Source organism: Kordia zhangzhouensis (genome assembly GCF_001005305.1).
Lineage (GTDB): Bacteria > Bacteroidota > Bacteroidia > Flavobacteriales > Flavobacteriaceae > Kordia > Kordia zhangzhouensis.
In genome coordinates, this window is record NZ_LBMH01000002.1 from 264,503 (window position 1) to 282,770 (window position 18,268).

Here is an 18,268-nt window from a genome sequence, read left to right on the forward strand (position 1 = left end):
AACCTTTGGTTTTTTAATAAATTTGTTCCACCTTTACAAAAACGAGTATAAATTCGTTTTCGACTTGAAAATTACAAAATGTTTCTCGAAAATACAGTAAATCATAAAGAACAATTTGGTTGGATTGAAGTTATTTGTGGTTCAATGTTCTCTGGAAAAACCGAAGAACTGATCCGTAGACTCAAAAGAGCACAATTTGCAAAGCAAAAAGTAGAAATCTTCAAACCTGCTGTTGATATTCGTTATGATGAAGAAAAAGTTGTATCTCACGACGCAAACGAAATTCGTTCAACGCCTGTCCCTGCTGCAGCTAATATCCGTTTATTAGCCGATGATTGTGATGTTGTTGGGATTGATGAAGCCCAATTTTTTGATGATGGAATTGTTGCTGTATGTAATGACTTGGCTAACAAAGGAATTCGAGTAATCGTAGCTGGATTAGATATGGACTTTAAAGGAAATCCCTTTGGTCCTATGCCTGCCCTAATGGCTACTGCCGAATATGTGACGAAAGTACATGCCGTTTGTACACGCACTGGAAATCTAGCACAATATAGTTTCAGAAAATCTAAAAGTGACGATCTAGTTTTACTTGGAGAAACAGACGAATACGAACCCCTAAGTCGTGGCGCTTTTTACAAAGCAATGCTTAAAGAATCTGTAAAAGAGATTGAAGTTGACGATGCGGAAGAAGTAATTCCAAAACAATCATCTGACAATTAACTACCATAATGCTACACGTACAAGAATCTGTTTTAGAGATAAATTTTAAAGCTCTCCAACAAAATTTTGAATTTTTAAAATCCAAAACAAAAGCAGGAACGAAAATGCTTGCCGTTGTCAAAGCATTTGGCTACGGAAGTGATGCTACTGAAATTGCTAAATACTTGCAAGATGAGCTCAATGTTGACTATTTTGCTGTTGCCTATATTAGAGAAGGTGCCTATCTACGAGCTGCTGGCATTACCACTCCTATCTTGGTATTACATCCACAGCTTATCAATTTAAAACATGCCATAGCTTACAACTTGGAGCCGAGTTTATATAACGACCGCATTTTAACAGCCTTTGCAAAAGAAGCTGCCAAACAAGGAAAAAAAGACTATCCTGTTCATATAAAATTCAATACAGGATTGAACCGTTTGGGCTTTTTCCATACAGATGCTCCGCATGTCGTTCAAAAACTGAAAACACTTTCGCAAATCAAAGCAGTTTCAATATTTTCACATCTAGCTGCCTCTGAAGATGCCAACGAAAAAACGTTTACACAAAATCAAATTCGTTTGTTTAATAACGTGGCGGAAGCGTTTGAAAAAGGATTGCCTTACAAACCGATGAAGCATATGACCAATACCTCTGGTATTTTGAACTATCCTGAAGCACATTTTGACATGGTTCGCTCAGGAATCGGTTTATATGGTTTTGGAAATGATCCTAAATATGCTAAAAACTTACGTCCTATTGCTTCTTTAAAATCAGTCATTTCTCAAATTCACCGTATTGAAAAAGGAGAAAGTGTTGGTTATAATCGTGCTTTTGTTGCAGAAGATTTCACAACAATTGCAACGATACCTCTTGGACATGCTGATGGAATCAATAGAAGATTTGGAAATGGTGTTGGAAGCGTCTTAATTAATGGAAAAAAAGCGCCTATCATTGGAAATGTGTGTATGGATATGATCATGGTAAATATTACAGGTATCCGTTGTGATGAAGGAGACGAAGTCATTATTTTTGGTGAAGGACAAACCGCCGAGGAACTTGCTGCAAAAGTAAATACCATTTCCTATGAACTGCTAACAGCAATCTCTCAACGAATAAAACGCATCTTTCTTCGATAACTCAACAAAAAGTTAATCACAGCAAATTGAAATCTAACGTAATTTTTACTATTTTTAGATTCAATAATAACTAATAACTACACATTATGTTAAAAGAATTTAAGAAGTTTATCATGACAGGAAATGTCGTGGATCTTGCCGTTGCGGTAATCATGGCTGGTGCTATTGGAGCTGTTGTAAAAGGTTTTGTAGACAATATCGTGATGCCATTTGTAGGATACTTTACTGGTGGAACTGACTTTGCCAACTTATTCATTACTTTAGATGGGAAAGAATATGAAACCGTAGAAGCTGCAAAAGAAGCAGGAAGTGCTGTAATATCATATGGTATTTGGATCAACTCGATTGTAAACTTGATTATTGTAGGATTTGTAATGTTTATGATTGTAAAAGCATATAACAAAACAAGAACGAAAAAAGAAGAAGAACCAGCACCACCAGCAGGTCCAACTCAAGAAGAATTACTAACTCAAATTAGAGATTTATTAAAAGATCAAAAATAATAATCAATACATAAAATCACGTAAAAGCCACTCAATATTGAGTGGCTTTTGTGTTATATATAACTTTATGTGATATTTTTGAGAATTTACTTTTTTTATACTGTCTGCGCTATATTTATTACTAATTTTGCTAAAAAATCAAGGTAAAAGACAATTTTTACCATCAATATAAAAGTCTAAAAAAATAAAAACTATGAAAGTAGCTGTTGTTGGAGCCACAGGTATGGTAGGAACTGTTATGCTTCAAGTATTAGCTGAACAGAATTTCCCTGTTTCAACGCTAATTCCTGTAGCTTCAGAAAGATCCGTTGGAAAAGAAATCAATTATCAAGGAAAAGCGTATCCTATTGTAAGTATGCAAGATGCTGTAAATGCTCAACCTGATATTGCATTATTTTCTGCAGGAGGAAATACGTCGCTTGAATGGGCACCAAAATTTGAAGCAGTTGGAACAACTGTCATTGATAATTCTTCTGCATGGCGAATGGATCACACAAAAAAATTAGTAGTTCCAGAAATCAATGCGAATGAGTTGACACGTACTGATAAAATTATCGCTAATCCTAATTGTTCTACCATTCAAATGGTGGTTGCTCTAGCTCCTTTACATAAAAAATATAAAATCAAACGAATCGTCGTTTCAACCTATCAATCTATTACAGGAACTGGTGTCAAAGCCGTACAGCAGCTCGAAAATGAATATGCTGGTCAAAAAGGAGAAATGGCATATCCATATCCTATTCACCGAAATGCATTGCCACATTGTGATGTTTTTGAAAACAATGGTTACACTAAAGAAGAAATGAAATTGGTGCGGGAAACACAAAAAATTTTGGATGATAAAAGTATTGCTATTACAGCAACAGCTATTAGAATTCCTGTAGTTGGCGGACACTCTGAAAGTGTAAATGTAGAATTTGAAAATGACTTTGATATCGACGAGGTTCGTAAATTACTACATGAATCTCCAGGAGTTATTGTTCAAGACAATCCCGATGTAAATGTATATCCAATGCCAATCTATGCCGAAGGAAAAGATGATGTTTTTGTCGGAAGAATTCGTCGAGATGGTTCGCAACCCAATTCTTTAAATATGTGGATTGTGTCAGACAATTTACGAAAAGGCGCTGCCACCAATGCAGTTCAAATTGCACAGCATTTGGTAGCCAATAAGTTGGTTTGATTTATTAAAAATAAATAATCTTTCTTTAAGGATGCAGAATTATTCTGCGTCCTTATTTTTTTCAAACATCTACAAATTAGATAGTTATTACCAAAGAATAAATACTCCTGTTGTCGAAATATTTAGAAAATCCACTTTCTTTTTCTTATCTTCAAAGAACTCTAACACTAAATATTTTGCGTATGAACTCAAAATTCACTAAAATCATTCGCTTTGTTTTGGGGCTAATCCTCATCGTATTTGGCGCCAACAAACTCTTTATGATTTTCAATGGTACCGGCTTCATGCCTCAACCTTCACTACCTCCTAACGCAAGTAGTTTTATGGCATCTCTAGGCGCTACTGGATATATCCTTCCAATTGTCGGGGCACTTGAAGTATATATTGGAATATTACTCATAATCAAAAAATGGGTGCCTTTTGCTTTAATTCTTCTTGCGCCTATTTCTGTAAACATTTTTCTTTTTCACATCTTTTTAGACCTTTCTGGCGGAATGATTGGAGCTATTATTGTCGTAGTACTCAACGGAATCTTAATCTATAAACACTGGTCACAGTTCCGACCATTATTTTATTGAACGAAATCTTAGTATTTTGTTAAAACCGCTTCTATTTGTTCTGAAGTGGTTTTTTTTGAAGTACATTTGAAAAAGACCAATCGTGTATCTAACGAATATTTTAGTTAATATTTGTTTAATCACACATACTAAAAAATCATCCTATGAAACATATACTAAAAATTAGTTGTCTCGCACTATTTTTTTTCTCCTGCGAGAAAGAACCTGAAAAAACTGAAATTAAAGTGACGTATCCAGAAACGCAACAAAAAGAAGAAGTTGACACCTACTTTGGAACTGAAGTAAAAGATCCATATCGTTGGCTGGAAGATGACCGTTCTCCAGAAACTGAAGCATGGGTAAAAGAACAAAACAAAACAACTTTTGGGTATTTAGATAGTATTCCATTTCGTGACGCACTCAAAAAACGATATACGCAATTGGTAAACTATGAACGTATCAGTGCCCCTGTAAAAAGAGGTGAATACACCTATTTTTACAAGAACGACGGGCTGCAAAATCAATCTGTAATTTACCGCCAAAAAGGTGATAGCGAGCCAGAAGTATTTTTAGATCCTAATAAATTTGCCGAAGACGGAACGATTTCTTTAGGTAGTGGGCTAAATTTTTCTGACAATAAAGAAATTGTTGCCTATTCTATTTCAGAAGGAGGAAGCGATTGGCGTAAAATTATCATTATGGACGTTGCTTCCAAAGAAGTTATAGAAGACACATTAGTAGACATCAAGTTTTCTGGAATATCTTGGAAAGGAAATGAAGGTTTTTACTATTCTAGTTATGACAAACCTAAGGGAAGTGAATTGTCTGCCAAAACAGATCAACACAAATTATATTATCATAAACTTGGAACATCTCAAAAAGAAGACAAACTGGTTTATGGAGGAACACCAGAAGAGAAACATAGATACATAGGCGGAAGCGTAACTGAAGATGGAAACTATTTATTTATTTATCCTAGAGTTTCTACCTCAGGGAATAAAATGTTAATGAAGGATTTGTCTAAGCCTGATAGTGAAATTGTAACAATTTTAGATCATACTGATACTGACTCATATATTATTGAAAATGTAGGGTCAAAATTGTATATCATGACCAACATGAATGCACCAAATCAAAAAATAGTAACCGTTGATGCTTCAAATCCAGCTCCTGAAAACTGGCAAGATTTTATTCCTGAAACAGAAAATGTATTAAGCATTTCGACAGGTTCAGGTTATTTCTTTGCAGAATATATGGTAGATGCTGTTTCCAAAGTATTGCAATATGACTATGAAGGAAAATTAGTTCGTGAAATAAAATTACCAGGCGTTGGAAGTGCTGGAGGATTTAATGGAGAAAAAGAAGATGAAGTTTTATATTATTCATTTTCCAACTACAAAACGCCTAGTACAACCTATACTTACAATCCTACAGATGGAACTTCTAATGTATATAGAAAACCTGGAATTGACTTTGATCCAGATCAATACGAAAGCAAACAAGTATTCTATAAATCAAAAGATGGCACAAAAATTCCGATGATTATTACCCACAAAAAAGGAGTTAAAATGAATGGGGAAAATCCAACAATTCTATATGGTTATGGAGGTTTCAACATTTCCTTAACGCCTTCTTTTAGTGTGGCTAATGTGGTTTGGATGGAACAAGGAGGAATTTATGCAGTGGCTAATCTTCGTGGTGGTGGCGAATACGGTAAAGAATGGCACAAAGCAGGTACTCAAATGCAAAAGCAAAATGTTTTTGATGATTTTATCGCTGCCGCAGAATATTTAATTGATGAAAAATATACTTCAAGTAACTTCTTAGCTATTCGCGGAGGCTCAAACGGTGGTTTATTAGTAGGAGCAACCATGACTCAACGCCCAGATTTAATCAAAGTGGCCTTGCCTGCTGTTGGCGTATTAGACATGTTACGATACCATACATTTACTGCCGGTGCAGGTTGGGCATACGACTACGGAACTGCAAATGATAGCAAAGAAATGTTTGAATACCTAAAAGGGTATTCTCCGGTTCATAATGTTAAAGAAGGGGTTGAATATCCCGCTACACTAATCACAACAGGCGATCATGACGATCGTGTTGTGCCAGCACATAGTTTTAAATTTGCTGCCGAATTGCAAGCCAAACAAGCAGGAAACAATCCAACACTTATTCGTATTGAAACGGATGCGGGACACGGTGCTGGAACACCTATTTCAAAAACTATTGAGCAATATGCAGACATTTACGGCTTCACGTTGTATAATATGGGCTTTAAAGAATTGCCAAACAAAGCAATCTTAGAAAAGTTTAAAGACTAAGAGAACATCGTTTATAAACACACAAAACCGTCAAACGAAGCTACGTTTGACGGTTTTTTATTGATAAAAAGTTAAAACAGATAAGATTAAGAAAAAGTCTTGATTCATGATTCTAGAATCTAAAAAATAGCATTTAAAGGATTATCTGCGTATTTTTGCACCTCCAAACAATTGCTATGCTCACGGTTGAACATCTTTCCTTTTCATATAATAAAAACACACCTATTTTAAAAGATATTTCTTTTCGTATTCCAAAAGGCGCACATGTATCTATTATTGGGGAAAGTGGTTGTGGAAAAAGCACCTTACTTAAACTGCTGTACGGTTTACATGATGTGGATAAAGGTGATATTTTTTGGAATGATGAACAAATTTTAGGACCCAGTTATCATTTAGTTCCTGGGTTTGAGCGCATGAAATACGTCGCACAAGATTTTGACTTGATGCCATATACAACTGTTGCTGAAAACATCGGAACACATCTCTCTAATTTCTATCTAGAAAAAAAAGAACAGCGCGTCAACGAACTGCTACAAATGGTGGAAATGACTGCTTTTGCACATGTAAAAACAAAACTTTTGAGCGGTGGACAACAACAACGCGTCGCACTTGCCAAAGCATTGGCTCGCGAACCTGAAATCCTTTTGTTGGACGAACCGTTTAGTCATATTGATAACTTTCGTAAAAACGCCTTGCGCAGAAATCTTTTCCACTATCTTAAAAAAGAAAACATTACCTGCATTGTAGCCACACACGATCGTACTGACGCCCTTTCATTTGCAGATACAACTCTTGTGCTTAAAAAAGGGGAGCTTATCGCACAAAACGACTCAAAAATACTGTATAACAATCCACCAAGTAAATATATAGCATCTCTCTTTGGCGAAGTTAACGAATTGTCAAGCGACTTATTTCCACATATAGAAACCGAAAACGAAACGCTACTTATCTATCCACATCAACTCAAAATTTCTGAAAACTCTAACTTTAAAGTCACAGTTCGTAAAAGTTACTTTAAAGGAAGCCATTATTTAATATTGGCTAAACATAAAAATACCATTGTTTTTTTTGAAAGTTTGGAGGCGTTGGAAAATGGTGTTGAAACTTCATTAATGCTACAATTATAGCCAGTTTTTTTAAATAATTCCGTTTAAAAAGTAGGAAAAAAACGTTTTGAGTTGTTTTATATATTGACTAACTCACTAATACTCAAACGATACATTTGTTTTTTTTGCTATATTAGTGTTCTAACTAAACTAAAACATGATTCAAAAATTACTCAAAATCGCTAGTGTAGCGCTACTTTCCGCTACGCTTTTTTCTTGTGCTGACGATAATGACACCACTACTGTAGATGATGACTACGTGCCAATTCCTGTGTCGCCTGTAGTACTTGACATGGAAGCTTTTCCATTCAATACATTATCAGAATATCACTTTTTTGAAGGCGACATGAAAGAACAAGAACCTGTATTGGGTGTAATTCCTTATGAACCAATTTCTACATTATTTACTGATTATGCCAAAAAGAAACGGTTTGTATGGATGCCAGATGATGTGCAAGCTACGTATATGGGTGATAGCGAACTAATCAATTTTCCTGTCGGAACATTTCTTATCAAAACATTCTATTACAACAATGTACAACCTGAAAATAATACTCGTATTGTAGAAACTAGAATCATGCTTAAAAAAGCAGATGATTGGTATTTTGCAGACTATATTTGGAACGATGCTCAAACCGAAGCTACTTTTAGCCTTTCAGGCTCTTTTACTAATATAGACTTTATGGAAAATGGTGTGCTGAAAAACACCAACTACAGAATTCCTTCGGAAGTTGAATGCTTCACTTGTCATAAAAGCGGAGAAGCTTCCGTTCCTATTGGTGTTAAACCTCAAAACCTTAACAGCAATTACGACTATGCGGATGGAACTAAAAACCAATTACAAAAACTAATAGACAAAGGTTATCTGGAAAACAATTTACCTGAAACAATTAATACAGTCGTAAAATGGAGTGATGACACACAACCTATCAATCTTCGTGTTCGCTCCTATATTGACATCAATTGTGCGCATTGCCATCAAGAATTATCACATTGCGATTATCGACCAGTTCGCTTTGCTTTTGATGAATCTTCTATTGATGCAAACTTGGGTATTTGTGTTGATCCTGATACCGAAATCCCTGGAATGATCAAAATTGTAACGCCTTCGCTAAAAGAACGTTCAGTAATGTACTATCGTTTAAATACTACTGCTGAAGAGTTCAGAATGCCTTTACTCGGAAGAAGCATTATCCATGAAGAAGCAGTCGAAATGATTGGACAATGGATTGATGGATTAACAACCGAATGTGATTAAGAAACTATTAACTAAACTTTCGCTGTAAATCTCTAATTAGATTAACAGCTATAAAAACCAACCTATGAAAAAAATTACACTTCTTATTTGCTTCTTAGCATGTTGCTTTTTTGCAAATGCGCAAACTACCGTCGATTGTACGTTAGGCGCAGTAAATACAACCTATTGTTATGTCAATAATGATACTACTAGCTTTGTTTTTACAAGTTCAGATGGCTCTGCTTTGCAAGTAACATTTAATGCTGGTCAAGTAGAAAATACATGGGATGAACTGATTGTTCTTGATACCAATGGCACAGAATTATATAATGGTTATGGAAATGGTGGTGATCTTACTGGACTAACATTCCAATCAAATGGAGACACTATTACCGTTTCTATTAACTCAGATGTAACGGTTAATTGTAGTGATAATGGGTATATTCCTTGGGATTTTGATGTAAGTTGTGCTACCTGTACCAATCCAACCGCTGCATATACCATTGTTGATGATTGTGCTACTAGTGGTGGATTTTTAGTAGATGTATCCGTTTCAGATTTAGGTTCTGCAACGTCACTCACTATTTCAGACAACCAAGGTAGTGCAAATCAGGCGCTATCAGCTGCAGGAACTGTTCAGTTTGGTCCATACGCAAATGGTACTGACATTACAATTTCTATTCAAAATGACCAAGATGTTAATTGTAGTATCAATAGTGCTTCACTCACTCAAAGCAATTGTCCGCCTCCTGCCCCTACAGGTGTTACTTGTGGTTCTGGTTCATCAACTTATATTTTCACTGAAGAATTTGATTCTGCTGCTGGATGGACAGGCGATTTGAATAATGGAAATGGTTCGTGGGAAATCCCTAATGATTCTGGTTCAACAGGAACTGGCCCAAGTGCAGCATATAGCAGTGGAAGCTTTATGAATTATGAAGCTTCTGGAAATACTACCGCAACCGCTTCAGCAGTTAGTCCTGCAATTGATTTATCTAGTGCTACTGATGGTGCCGAATTATCTTTTTATTTACATGCTTTTGGTAGTGATATGGGAACACTGAACGTAAAAGTTGGAACATCAGCTTCAGGTCCTTTTACAACCGTTTTTACACAGGTTGGCGAGTTGCAAATGAGTGCGACTGAAGCTTGGGTTCCTGTGGGTATAAATTTAGATGCATATCTAGGTCAAGTCATTTATTTGGAATTTAGTCACACAGGAACAGGAACAGGTTTTGAAGGTGATATGTCAATCGATTTAGTACGAGTAGAAACCTGCGGGTCTTTTTGTATTGCGCCTTCTAGTATAACTGCATCAACAATTACACAAAACTCGGCTACTATTTCATGGGTAGCCAATAGTGGAGAAACTGCTTGGGAATACGTTGTACAACCTGCTGGTACTGGAACACCAACTAGTGCAGGAACTGCGGCAAGTTCAACTACAGTCAATCCAACTTCACTTACTCCAGCTACCAATTATGAAGTATATGTACGTGCAATTTGTGGTTTAGACGCTAGTATTTGGGGTGGCCCACTTACATTTACAACCTTAGCACCGCCGCCGCCAGCAAGCTTTACTACTTCAACTGTAAATACTACAGGAACACAAAGAGCTGCTGTTGATATGGATGGTGACTTTTTAGATGATGTGGTTTCTATTGGAACTACGAATGTAAATATATTTTATCAACAAGCAACCGGAGGTTTAGGAACTACACCTACAAACATAACAACAACTGCTGCTGATAATACTCCTTCGTGGAGTTTGGCTGCTGCTGATTTTGATCGTAATGGTTTTACGGATTTATTATATGGTGGTGGAAATGGAGTAACTTTTATGCGAGCAAATTCTACAGGAACAGGATTTACAGAAATTTCAGGGACTGAATATGTTTTTTCTCAACGCTCCAATTTTGTGGATATTAATCAAGATGGACATCTAGATGCATTTGTTTGTCATGATGTTGACCCAAATGTATACTATATAAATGACGGAAGTGGAAACCTTACTTTTAATCAAGGTGGACTAGGAGATGATGCCGGCGGAGGAAATTATGGTTCTATTTGGATTGATTATGACAATGACAGAGATATGGATATGTTTATTGCCAAGTGTCGTGGTGGTGCTACAACTATTAATATCAATGAAATGCATGAAAATGATGGAAGCGGAACTTTTACGGAAGTTGCTTCTACGCTAGGCTTAGCAGATCCAATTCAAACTTGGTCTTCTGCTTGGGGCGATTTTGATAATGATGGAGATATGGATGTTTTTGTAGGAGCAAGTTCAACGGCCAACGGAACTCATAAATTAATGCGTAATAATGGAAATAGTACATTTACAGATGTAACTTCCACTTCTGGAATATTGCCTGCTTTAACCAATACAGGAATTGAAAATGCCACATACGATTTTGACAATGATGGAAATTTAGATATAGCTTCTAATGGAAGTATTCTTTTCGGAAATGGAGACATGACTTTTACAGTATATGATAATGTAATTGCTGGAAATAATGGTTCTTTTGGAGATCTTAATAATGATGGTTTTATTGATGCAATCTCGGGAACGACTCTTTATACAAATACTACTAATAGTAACAATTGGGTTAAAATTACCACTACAGGTGTTGCCAGCAATATCAATGGAATTGGAGCTCGTATTGAGTTACATACTGCTTCTGGCGTACAAATTCGTGATGTACGAAGTGGTGAAGGCTTCCGATTTATGAGCACATTAAATACACATTTTGGATTGGGAACTGATACCACAATTAATAATATTATCATTTACTGGCCTTCTGGAACTGTTGATAATATTGTGAACCCATCCATCAATACACATCATATTGTTACCGAAGGACAAACACTTAGTATTGTTGATGAAACCTTGGAAAATGTAGCCATTCATCCAAATCCAGTAGGAAAAATTATGAATATTAATAGTCCCGTAGATTTGGTTGGTAAAATTGCAACAATTTTCAATATAGAAGGAAAACGTATGATGAACCTAAAATTGAAAGAGCATTCTATTGATGTATCTAACTTACCAACAGGAAACTATATTTTACGATTAGAATCAGACGGAAAAATATTCACCCAAAAATTCATCAAACTATAACAACTTACATGATGAGAATCAAACTCCAACAGATATAAGTGTTGGAGTTTTTTTATTCTTATCGGTTACGTTTTTAGTTAGGTTAGCCAATCAACTAAAAAATTACTTCTTTATACTTTCTAGTAACCCTTTTCAAACAAGTTTAAAAAATCTTTTGAATCACAAACGATTGATCTCTAAATGTAACCTCATCACCTACTTTTTTACCAAGTAGTAATTTTCCAATAGGTGTATTTGTAGCAATAGCATAAAATGTATCGTTGTTGACAATGAGTTTGCCCACGCTTACAGCAATAAAATAATTGGCTTGAGAAGTATATACAATACTTCCCAAACAACCTTGTGTTGCTTCCCATTTCGAATCAATTTTATACAAGGTTTCTTTTACTTTTTGAATTTCTGCCAATTGATTGCCTATCTTTTCACGCTCCAATTGTAACATAGCGCGTCCGGTTTCGTGCTTATCACCTGCCGAACTTTTGGTTTCTGACAACATCGCCTCTTGAATTTCCGAAAAACGTTCTTGAATTTTTGTATGTCGCTCGTTGACAATCTCCAAACATACGTTGTATAAAGATTCTTTAATTTTCATATCAAATCTGCCAATTCTTTTCCTACCAAACTTCCAATTGCAACACCCATTCCGCCCAAACGAACACCACAAAACACATGACTGGAAAGTGCTTTTACTATGGCTTTTTTCTGCGTTCCGACTCCCATAATACCACTCCAGCGATGGTCAATTTCAAAAGTTCTATTCGGTAAAATGGTCGTTTGTAAAAGCGCTTCTAATTTTTGCTGAATCAATTCAGTTTCCGCAAATTCAGTCGTTTGTTCTCCTATAAAATCTAAATTTCGTCCACCACCAAATAAAATACGATTGTCAATATTTCGAAAGTAGTAATACCCTTTATCTAAGTGAAATGTTCCTTTGATATGTAAATTTTTAATCGGTTTGGTAATTAATACTTGCGCGCGCGCAGGTTGTACATTTTCGTTGAGTAATTGCGAAGCAAATCCATTGGTCGCAATCAATAATTTATTTGTGTAAAAGTCAAAATGATTGGTTTGTATGTGTACTGTATTTCCAGCTTCCGAGAATGCATCTACCGAAACGGAATTTAAAATGTGAATGTTCTGCGAAACTGCTTTTTGCAACAAGGCTTGCATCATTTTTCCTGTATCAATTTGCCCTTCAAACTGATTAAAAATATAGCGTGACTGAATTTTTTCAAAGTGAAATGTATTTGCAACTTCGCTAAACACTTTTCCATCAAAAACCGAATATAGTAACTGATTGATGCTGTCTTTTTTTTCCAAACATGCTTCGTACAATGCAGCATCTTCCTCCGTAAACAATTCATAACCGCCCCAACCTTGATAATCAATTGTGGTATCGCCTAAGGTTTTGCGAAGCAATTGCAAGCCTTTTACACGTCTTTTAACAAGGTTTACAACTTCTTCTTCCGAATGACTGTTTAAATCATCTAAAATCTCTGAGAGGCTTCCGAAACAGGCAAAACCAGCATTTTTTGTGCTCGCTCCTTGTGGTAAGATTCCTTTTTCCAACACTACAATTTTTGCTGAAGGATAGCGCTTTCGAAGTTGTAACGCACAATTCAATCCCACAATGCCGCTTCCCACAATAGTGAAATCGACATTACGCAACCATGTTTTGTATTCCCAATAGCTTAATTTCATAGGCTTCCTTCTTTGCGTTTCAAGATAACTAAAGGTTTGCAATTGTTTTTATTCTGGATTGAAAAATTGCATCAAGATTGTATTTTTGTGTATTGAGAACCATACGATATGCATATTTATACATTGCCTGATTATTTAATTACTGAAAAAAAATGGTCCATTCAGTTATTCAATTATGAATCTACAACTTCACATTTTAACAGTAAAATCAATCTCACCCAAAATACCTTTAGCTTTTTACAAGAAGGATTTAAAAAAGTGGCGACTAGTGATCAACCTATTTCTATAACCAATGATGCTTTTTTGATTATGAAATCTGGTCATTGCTTGATGACAGAAAATTTGTCGGAGAGCAATCAATTTTATAAAAGTATTTTGCTCTTTTTTTCGGATGAAGCTTTGTTTCAGTTTGTGGAAAAACATCAAATTAATAACACAAATGTTGCAGCTACAATTTCGGCAAAATCCTGCAAGTACGACGATTTTATCCGATTGTTTGTAAAGAGCTTGGAAGATTTGCTACAACTTCCGTACAATGCACAACAGAAACTTTTACAAGTAAAGCTGGAAGAAATTTTATTGTATTTGGTCGCCACACAAGGCGCTGATTTTTTGTCATTTTTATTAGCGGCAAAAGATAATCAAACAAGTCATTTTATGAATGTGGTACAAAGTAACAAGCTACAGAAACTCACTTTGAAAGAACTTGCTTTTTTAGCTCATATGAGCGTTTCTACTTTCAAGCGAACATTTGAAAAACACTTTCAGCAACCACCTATAAAATGGTTTCTAAATCAACGGTTAGAACATGCCGCTTTTTTATTAAAAAATGAAAATAAAAGACCTTCAGATATTTTTGAAGCGCTTGGTTACGAAAACTTATCTAACTTTGTCCATGCTTTTAAAACTAAATTTGGAATGACTCCTAAGCAATATCAATTATTAAATTGAGCTTTTATCACTACTTTTTGAGCTAACAGATATTTTCTTATCACGCATCATAGCATAGTTTTGTTTTATAATTTTAAACTCTTTTAATTATGAAACATACCACTCTTTTTTTGTTATTATTTGTACTGATTGTTACCTCTACTTTTGGGCAAAATACATTTACTTTAACAAGTAAAGATTTAGGAGGACAAGCTTCAACAACGCAAGAATTTAATGGTTTTGGTTGTACTGGAAAAAATGAATCACCTCAACTATCATGGTCAAATGCTCCAGAAGGCACCAAAAGTTTTGCAATTACAATGTATGATCCAGACGCACCAACGGGCAGCGGATGGTGGCATTGGATTGTGTTTGATATTCCTGCCAACGTGAGTGAACTTGTTAGTAACGCAGGAAATGCATCTCTTAATTTAATCCCTAAGGGAAGTATACAAAGCATTACCGATTATGGAAGTGCTGGTTACGGTGGTCCATGTCCGCCAGAAGGTCACGGATTCCATCAATATATTATTACGGTGTATGCTTTGAAGACGGATTCTTTAGAATTAACAAAAGATACAAATCCAGCAGTTGTAGGATATTATATTTGGAATAATATGTTGGCAAAAGCAAGCATAGTAGCATATTACAAGCGCGAAAAAAAGTAATATGCGTATTTTTTAATACTATAAAAAAGCTCCGTACTTAATCAGTACGGAGCTTTTTTTATATTGAATCTGGATTGAATTTTACTCTGCTTCTGGTTTCATTTCAAAATCTTCCATGAATTTTGTTGTATAATTTCCTGCCACATAATCAGGGTGGTCCATTAATTGTCTATGGAACGGAATGGTTGTTTTAATTCCTTCAATTACGAATTCATCTAACGCACGTTTCATTTTGTTGATTGCTTCTTCACGCGTTTGAGCCGTCGTAATTAACTTTGCAATCATTGAATCATAGTTAGGTGGAATTGCATATCCAGCATATACGTGTGTATCTAAGCGTACTCCGTGTCCACCTGGAGCATGCAAGGTTGTGATTCTTCCAGGAGAAGGTCTAAAATTATTATAAGGATCTTCGGCATTAATTCTACACTCAATTGAATGTAAATTTGGTGTATAATTTTTTCCTGAAATCGGAACACCTGCTGCCACTAGAATTTGCTCACGAATCAAATCAAAATCAATTACTTGTTCTGTAATTGGATGCTCTACTTGAATACGTGTGTTCATTTCCATAAAGTAGAAGTTTCGGTGCTTATCTACCAAAAATTCCACCGTTCCAGCACCTTCATAGTTGATATATTCTGCAGCTTTTACAGCAGCTTCTCCCATACGTTGACGTAAATCGTCTGTCATAAATGGAGAAGGTACTTCTTCTGTTAGTTTTTGGTGTCGACGCTGTACAGAACAATCTCGTTCAGACAAGTGACATGCTTTTCCTGTAGAATCACCTACCACTTGAATTTCGATGTGTCGTGGCTCTTCAATCAGTTTTTCCATGTACATGTCGTTATTTCCAAAAGCAGCTTTTGATTCTTGTCGAGCAGAATCCCAAGCTGGTTTTAAATCTTCTGGTTTCCATACGGCACGCATTCCTTTCCCACCACCACCAGCAGTAGCTTTTAACATTACTGGATAGCCTACTTCAAGTGCTAATTTTTCACATTCTTCAAAGTTCTCAATAATTCCATCACTTCCTGGAACACATGGAACGCCTGCTGCTTTCATAGTTGCTTTAGCAGAAGCTTTATCTCCCATTTTATCAATCATTTCGGCAGAAGCTCCAATGAATTTGATATTGTGTTCTTCACAAATTTTTGAGAATTTAGCGTTTTCAGATAAGAATCCGTATCCTGGGTGAATAGCGTCTGCATTCGTAATTTCTGCAGCCGCAATAATATTTGACATTTTTAAATACGATTCACTACTAGGAGCAGGTCCAATACATACTGCTTCATCAGCAAATCGTACATGAAGGCTATCTACATCAGCAGTTGAATATACTGCAACGGTTTTGATACCCATTTCCTTACAGGTTCTAATAACTCTTAGTGCTATTTCACCTCTATTGGCAACTAATATTTTTTTGAACATCTTTTGAAATTTTAAATGTTGAAATTAAGATCAGTAAGTGTTGATGCTTTTTATAATTTGTAAAGCACCAAGCATTATTTAAAATTTCTTACGATGGATCTACCAAGAATAATGGTTGATCAAATTCTACAGGTGAAGCGTCATCTACAAGAACCTTCACTATTTTACCTGAAACTTCTGATTCGATTTCGTTGAAAAGTTTCATTGCTTCAATCACACACAATACATCTCCTTCTGAAATAGATTTACCAACCTCAACAAATGCAGGTTTGTCTGGTGATGGCTTTCTGTAGAAAGTACCAATGATTGGTGATTTTATTGTTACATATTTTGAGTCGTCATCTGATGCTGCAGCAGAAACTTCTTTAGCAGCAGGAGCTACCGGTTGTGCTACTGGAGCAGGAGCTGCTTGTTGAGGAATACCAGCCATTGGTATTTGTTGAACCACAGTTGTTGTTTCTCCTTTAGACTCGCCACTTCCTGTTTTAATGGTAATTTTAACATCTTCCATTTCAAGTTTTACTTCACTTGCTCCAGATTTGGCTACGAATTTAATTAAGCTTTGAATTTCTTTTAAATCCATGATACAGGTTTTAGTCGTTTTTAGTTTGAATTATATGCCCATTTTAAGTAGATAGCGCCCCAAGTAAATCCACCACCAAAAGCAGCAAATATGAGATTATCTCCTTTTTTGAGTTGTTTTTCATATTCATATAAACACAAGGGTAACGTTGCCGAAGTGGTATTTCCGTACCGTTGAATGTTCATCATGACTTTACTTTCGTCTACGCCCATACGTCGTGCAGTAGCATCGATAATACGTTTGTTGGCTTGATGTGGTACTAGCCATTGTACATCTTCGTTCGTTAGCTGGTTGTCTTCCATGATTTTGGCACTCACATCTGCCATGTTAGATACTGCAAACTTAAAAACTGTTTTACCATCTTGAAAAACAGTATGTTGTTTATTCTTTACAGTTTCTTCAGAAGCAGGCAATATGGATCCTCCAGCATCAATTTTAAGAAACTCACGTCCAACACCATCACTTCGTAAATATTCATCTTGTAAGCCTAAGCCATCTTCATCTGGTTCAAATAAAACTGCACCAGCACCATCACCAAAAATGATACAAGTCGCTCTATCTTCATAATCAATAATAGAAGACATTTTATCTGCTCCTATCAATAACACTTTTTTGTAACGTCCAGATTGTACATAACTTGCTGCAGTAGACATTCCATATAGAAAGCTTGAGCATGCTGCTTGAAGATCGAATGCAAACGCATTGGTAGCACCAATTTGAGTTGCAGTATATACCGCAGTTGAAGCTACAGGCATATCAGGAGTCGCTGTCGCAACAATAACAAGATCGATTTCTTTAGGATCTAAATTCTTTTTTGCGAGTAAATCTTCCGCAGCTTTAATAGCTAAATATGAAGTTCCAGCTCCTTCTTTTTTAAGAATTCTGCGTTCTTTGATACCTGTTCGAGTAGTAATCCACTCATCGTTAGTATCAACCATTGTTTCAAGTATCTTGTTGGTTAATACATATTCAGGAACATAGGCTCCTACAGCTGTTATTGCTGCTGTAATTTTGGTCATACCTTCACGTTGGTTTTTTTGCTTTTTAACAAAAATTCATTAAAAATTAAACGAAATTACT

At 35.7% G+C, this 18,268-nt stretch carries 16 protein-coding genes; 11 read left to right on the forward strand and 5 right to left on the reverse strand.

Annotation, left to right across the window (positions count from 1 at the left end; genetic code table 11):
- Positions 1-78: 78 nt before the first annotated feature.
- The 9 genes from AA088_RS02625 to AA088_RS17520 all read left to right on the forward strand — a co-directional run bounded on the left by AA088_RS02625 (position 79) and on the right by AA088_RS17520 (position 11,875).
- Complete coding sequence (locus AA088_RS02625) at positions 79-723, forward strand: thymidine kinase (protein WP_046743395.1); 645 nt, start codon at positions 79-81, stop codon at positions 721-723.
- An 8-nt stretch (positions 724-731) separates the two neighbouring features.
- Entirely contained in the window at positions 732-1,841 is a 1,110-nt protein-coding gene (gene alr, locus AA088_RS02630) for an alanine racemase (protein WP_046743396.1), read from the forward strand.
- An 86-nt stretch (positions 1,842-1,927) separates the two neighbouring features.
- Complete coding sequence (mscL, locus tag AA088_RS02635) at positions 1,928-2,344, forward strand: large conductance mechanosensitive channel protein MscL (protein WP_046743397.1); 417 nt, start codon at positions 1,928-1,930, stop codon at positions 2,342-2,344.
- A 193-nt stretch (positions 2,345-2,537) separates the two neighbouring features.
- Positions 2,538-3,527 carry an aspartate-semialdehyde dehydrogenase gene (locus AA088_RS02640; protein WP_046743398.1) on the forward strand — a complete coding sequence of 330 codons (990 nt, stop codon included), beginning with the start codon at positions 2,538-2,540 and terminating at the stop codon, positions 3,525-3,527.
- 182 nt (positions 3,528-3,709) lie between these two features.
- A complete protein-coding gene (locus AA088_RS02645) occupies positions 3,710-4,105 on the forward strand; it encodes a DoxX family membrane protein (RefSeq protein WP_046743399.1) in 396 nt (131 codons plus the stop codon).
- 143 nt (positions 4,106-4,248) lie between these two features.
- A complete protein-coding gene (locus AA088_RS02650) occupies positions 4,249-6,408 on the forward strand; it encodes a prolyl oligopeptidase family serine peptidase (RefSeq protein WP_046743400.1) in 2,160 nt (719 codons plus the stop codon).
- Between the two features lie 176 nt (positions 6,409-6,584).
- Positions 6,585-7,535 carry an ABC transporter ATP-binding protein gene (locus AA088_RS02655; protein WP_046743401.1) on the forward strand — a complete coding sequence of 317 codons (951 nt, stop codon included), beginning with the start codon at positions 6,585-6,587 and terminating at the stop codon, positions 7,533-7,535.
- Between the two features lie 136 nt (positions 7,536-7,671).
- A complete protein-coding gene (locus AA088_RS02660) occupies positions 7,672-8,772 on the forward strand; it encodes a hypothetical protein (protein WP_046743402.1) in 1,101 nt (366 codons plus the stop codon).
- A 64-nt stretch (positions 8,773-8,836) separates the two neighbouring features.
- Positions 8,837-11,875, forward strand: a complete 3,039-nt coding sequence (locus AA088_RS17520; RefSeq protein WP_052752756.1) for an FG-GAP-like repeat-containing protein — start codon at positions 8,837-8,839, stop codon at positions 11,873-11,875.
- A gap of 142 nt (positions 11,876-12,017) precedes the next feature.
- Here the strand turns inward: AA088_RS17520 and AA088_RS02670 are convergent, their stop codons facing one another.
- Both AA088_RS02670 and AA088_RS02675 read right to left on the reverse strand, forming a co-directional pair.
- Positions 12,018-12,467, reverse strand: coding sequence for a 3-oxoacyl-ACP synthase (locus AA088_RS02670; protein ID WP_046743403.1), 450 nt, complete (start codon positions 12,465-12,467; stop codon positions 12,018-12,020).
- A complete protein-coding gene (locus AA088_RS02675) occupies positions 12,464-13,576 on the reverse strand; it encodes an NAD(P)/FAD-dependent oxidoreductase (RefSeq protein ID WP_046743404.1) in 1,113 nt (370 codons plus the stop codon). The genes AA088_RS02670 and AA088_RS02675 overlap by 4 nt, the downstream gene beginning before the upstream one ends.
- A gap of 108 nt (positions 13,577-13,684) precedes the next feature.
- Between AA088_RS02675 and AA088_RS02680 the strand changes: the two genes are divergently transcribed.
- Both AA088_RS02680 and AA088_RS02685 read left to right on the forward strand, forming a co-directional pair.
- Positions 13,685-14,527, forward strand: a complete 843-nt coding sequence (locus AA088_RS02680; RefSeq protein ID WP_046743405.1) for a helix-turn-helix transcriptional regulator — start codon at positions 13,685-13,687, stop codon at positions 14,525-14,527.
- Positions 14,528-14,616: 89 nt separating this feature from the next.
- Positions 14,617-15,174 carry a YbhB/YbcL family Raf kinase inhibitor-like protein gene (locus AA088_RS02685; RefSeq protein ID WP_046743406.1) on the forward strand — a complete coding sequence of 186 codons (558 nt, stop codon included), beginning with the start codon at positions 14,617-14,619 and terminating at the stop codon, positions 15,172-15,174.
- A gap of 81 nt (positions 15,175-15,255) precedes the next feature.
- On the opposite strand, the gene accC is transcribed toward AA088_RS02685, so the two are convergent.
- The 3 genes from accC to AA088_RS02700 form a co-directional block, all read right to left on the reverse strand.
- Positions 15,256-16,605: an acetyl-CoA carboxylase biotin carboxylase subunit gene (gene accC, locus AA088_RS02690; RefSeq protein ID WP_046743407.1), complete on the reverse strand. Its 1,350-nt coding sequence runs from the start codon at positions 16,603-16,605 to the stop codon at positions 15,256-15,258.
- A gap of 88 nt (positions 16,606-16,693) precedes the next feature.
- A complete protein-coding gene (accB, locus tag AA088_RS02695) occupies positions 16,694-17,188 on the reverse strand; it encodes an acetyl-CoA carboxylase biotin carboxyl carrier protein (protein WP_046743408.1) in 495 nt (164 codons plus the stop codon).
- Between the two features lie 20 nt (positions 17,189-17,208).
- Positions 17,209-18,207 carry a beta-ketoacyl-ACP synthase III gene (locus AA088_RS02700; protein WP_046743409.1) on the reverse strand — a complete coding sequence of 333 codons (999 nt, stop codon included), beginning with the start codon at positions 18,205-18,207 and terminating at the stop codon, positions 17,209-17,211.
- Positions 18,208-18,268: the final 61 nt, after the last annotated feature.

Excerpts from the sequence above, each read along its gene's own strand:
- accB (WP_046743408.1), bottom strand. The coding sequence starts at position 17,188 with ATGGATTTAAAAGAAATTCAAAGCTTAATTAAATTCGTAGCCAAATCT.
- AA088_RS02670 (WP_046743403.1), bottom strand. The coding sequence starts at position 12,467 with ATGAAAATTAAAGAATCTTTATACAACGTATGTTTGGAGATTGTCAAC.
- AA088_RS17520 (WP_052752756.1), top strand. The coding sequence starts at position 8,837 with ATGAAAAAAATTACACTTCTTATTTGCTTCTTAGCATGTTGCTTTTTT.
- AA088_RS02625 (WP_046743395.1), top strand. The coding sequence starts at position 79 with ATGTTTCTCGAAAATACAGTAAATCATAAAGAACAATTTGGTTGGATT.
- AA088_RS02675 (WP_046743404.1), bottom strand. The coding sequence starts at position 13,576 with ATGAAATTAAGCTATTGGGAATACAAAACATGGTTGCGTAATGTCGAT.
- AA088_RS02655 (WP_046743401.1), top strand. The coding sequence starts at position 6,585 with ATGCTCACGGTTGAACATCTTTCCTTTTCATATAATAAAAACACACCT.
- mscL (WP_046743397.1), top strand. The coding sequence starts at position 1,928 with ATGTTAAAAGAATTTAAGAAGTTTATCATGACAGGAAATGTCGTGGAT.
- accC (WP_046743407.1), bottom strand. The coding sequence starts at position 16,605 with ATGTTCAAAAAAATATTAGTTGCCAATAGAGGTGAAATAGCACTAAGA.
- AA088_RS02700 (WP_046743409.1), bottom strand. The coding sequence starts at position 18,207 with ATGACCAAAATTACAGCAGCAATAACAGCTGTAGGAGCCTATGTTCCT.
- alr (WP_046743396.1), top strand. The coding sequence starts at position 732 with ATGCTACACGTACAAGAATCTGTTTTAGAGATAAATTTTAAAGCTCTC.
- AA088_RS02645 (WP_046743399.1), top strand. The coding sequence starts at position 3,710 with ATGAACTCAAAATTCACTAAAATCATTCGCTTTGTTTTGGGGCTAATC.
- AA088_RS02650 (WP_046743400.1), top strand. The coding sequence starts at position 4,249 with ATGAAACATATACTAAAAATTAGTTGTCTCGCACTATTTTTTTTCTCC.
- AA088_RS02685 (WP_046743406.1), top strand. The coding sequence starts at position 14,617 with ATGAAACATACCACTCTTTTTTTGTTATTATTTGTACTGATTGTTACC.
- AA088_RS02640 (WP_046743398.1), top strand. The coding sequence starts at position 2,538 with ATGAAAGTAGCTGTTGTTGGAGCCACAGGTATGGTAGGAACTGTTATG.
- AA088_RS02660 (WP_046743402.1), top strand. The coding sequence starts at position 7,672 with ATGATTCAAAAATTACTCAAAATCGCTAGTGTAGCGCTACTTTCCGCT.
- AA088_RS02680 (WP_046743405.1), top strand. The coding sequence starts at position 13,685 with ATGCATATTTATACATTGCCTGATTATTTAATTACTGAAAAAAAATGG.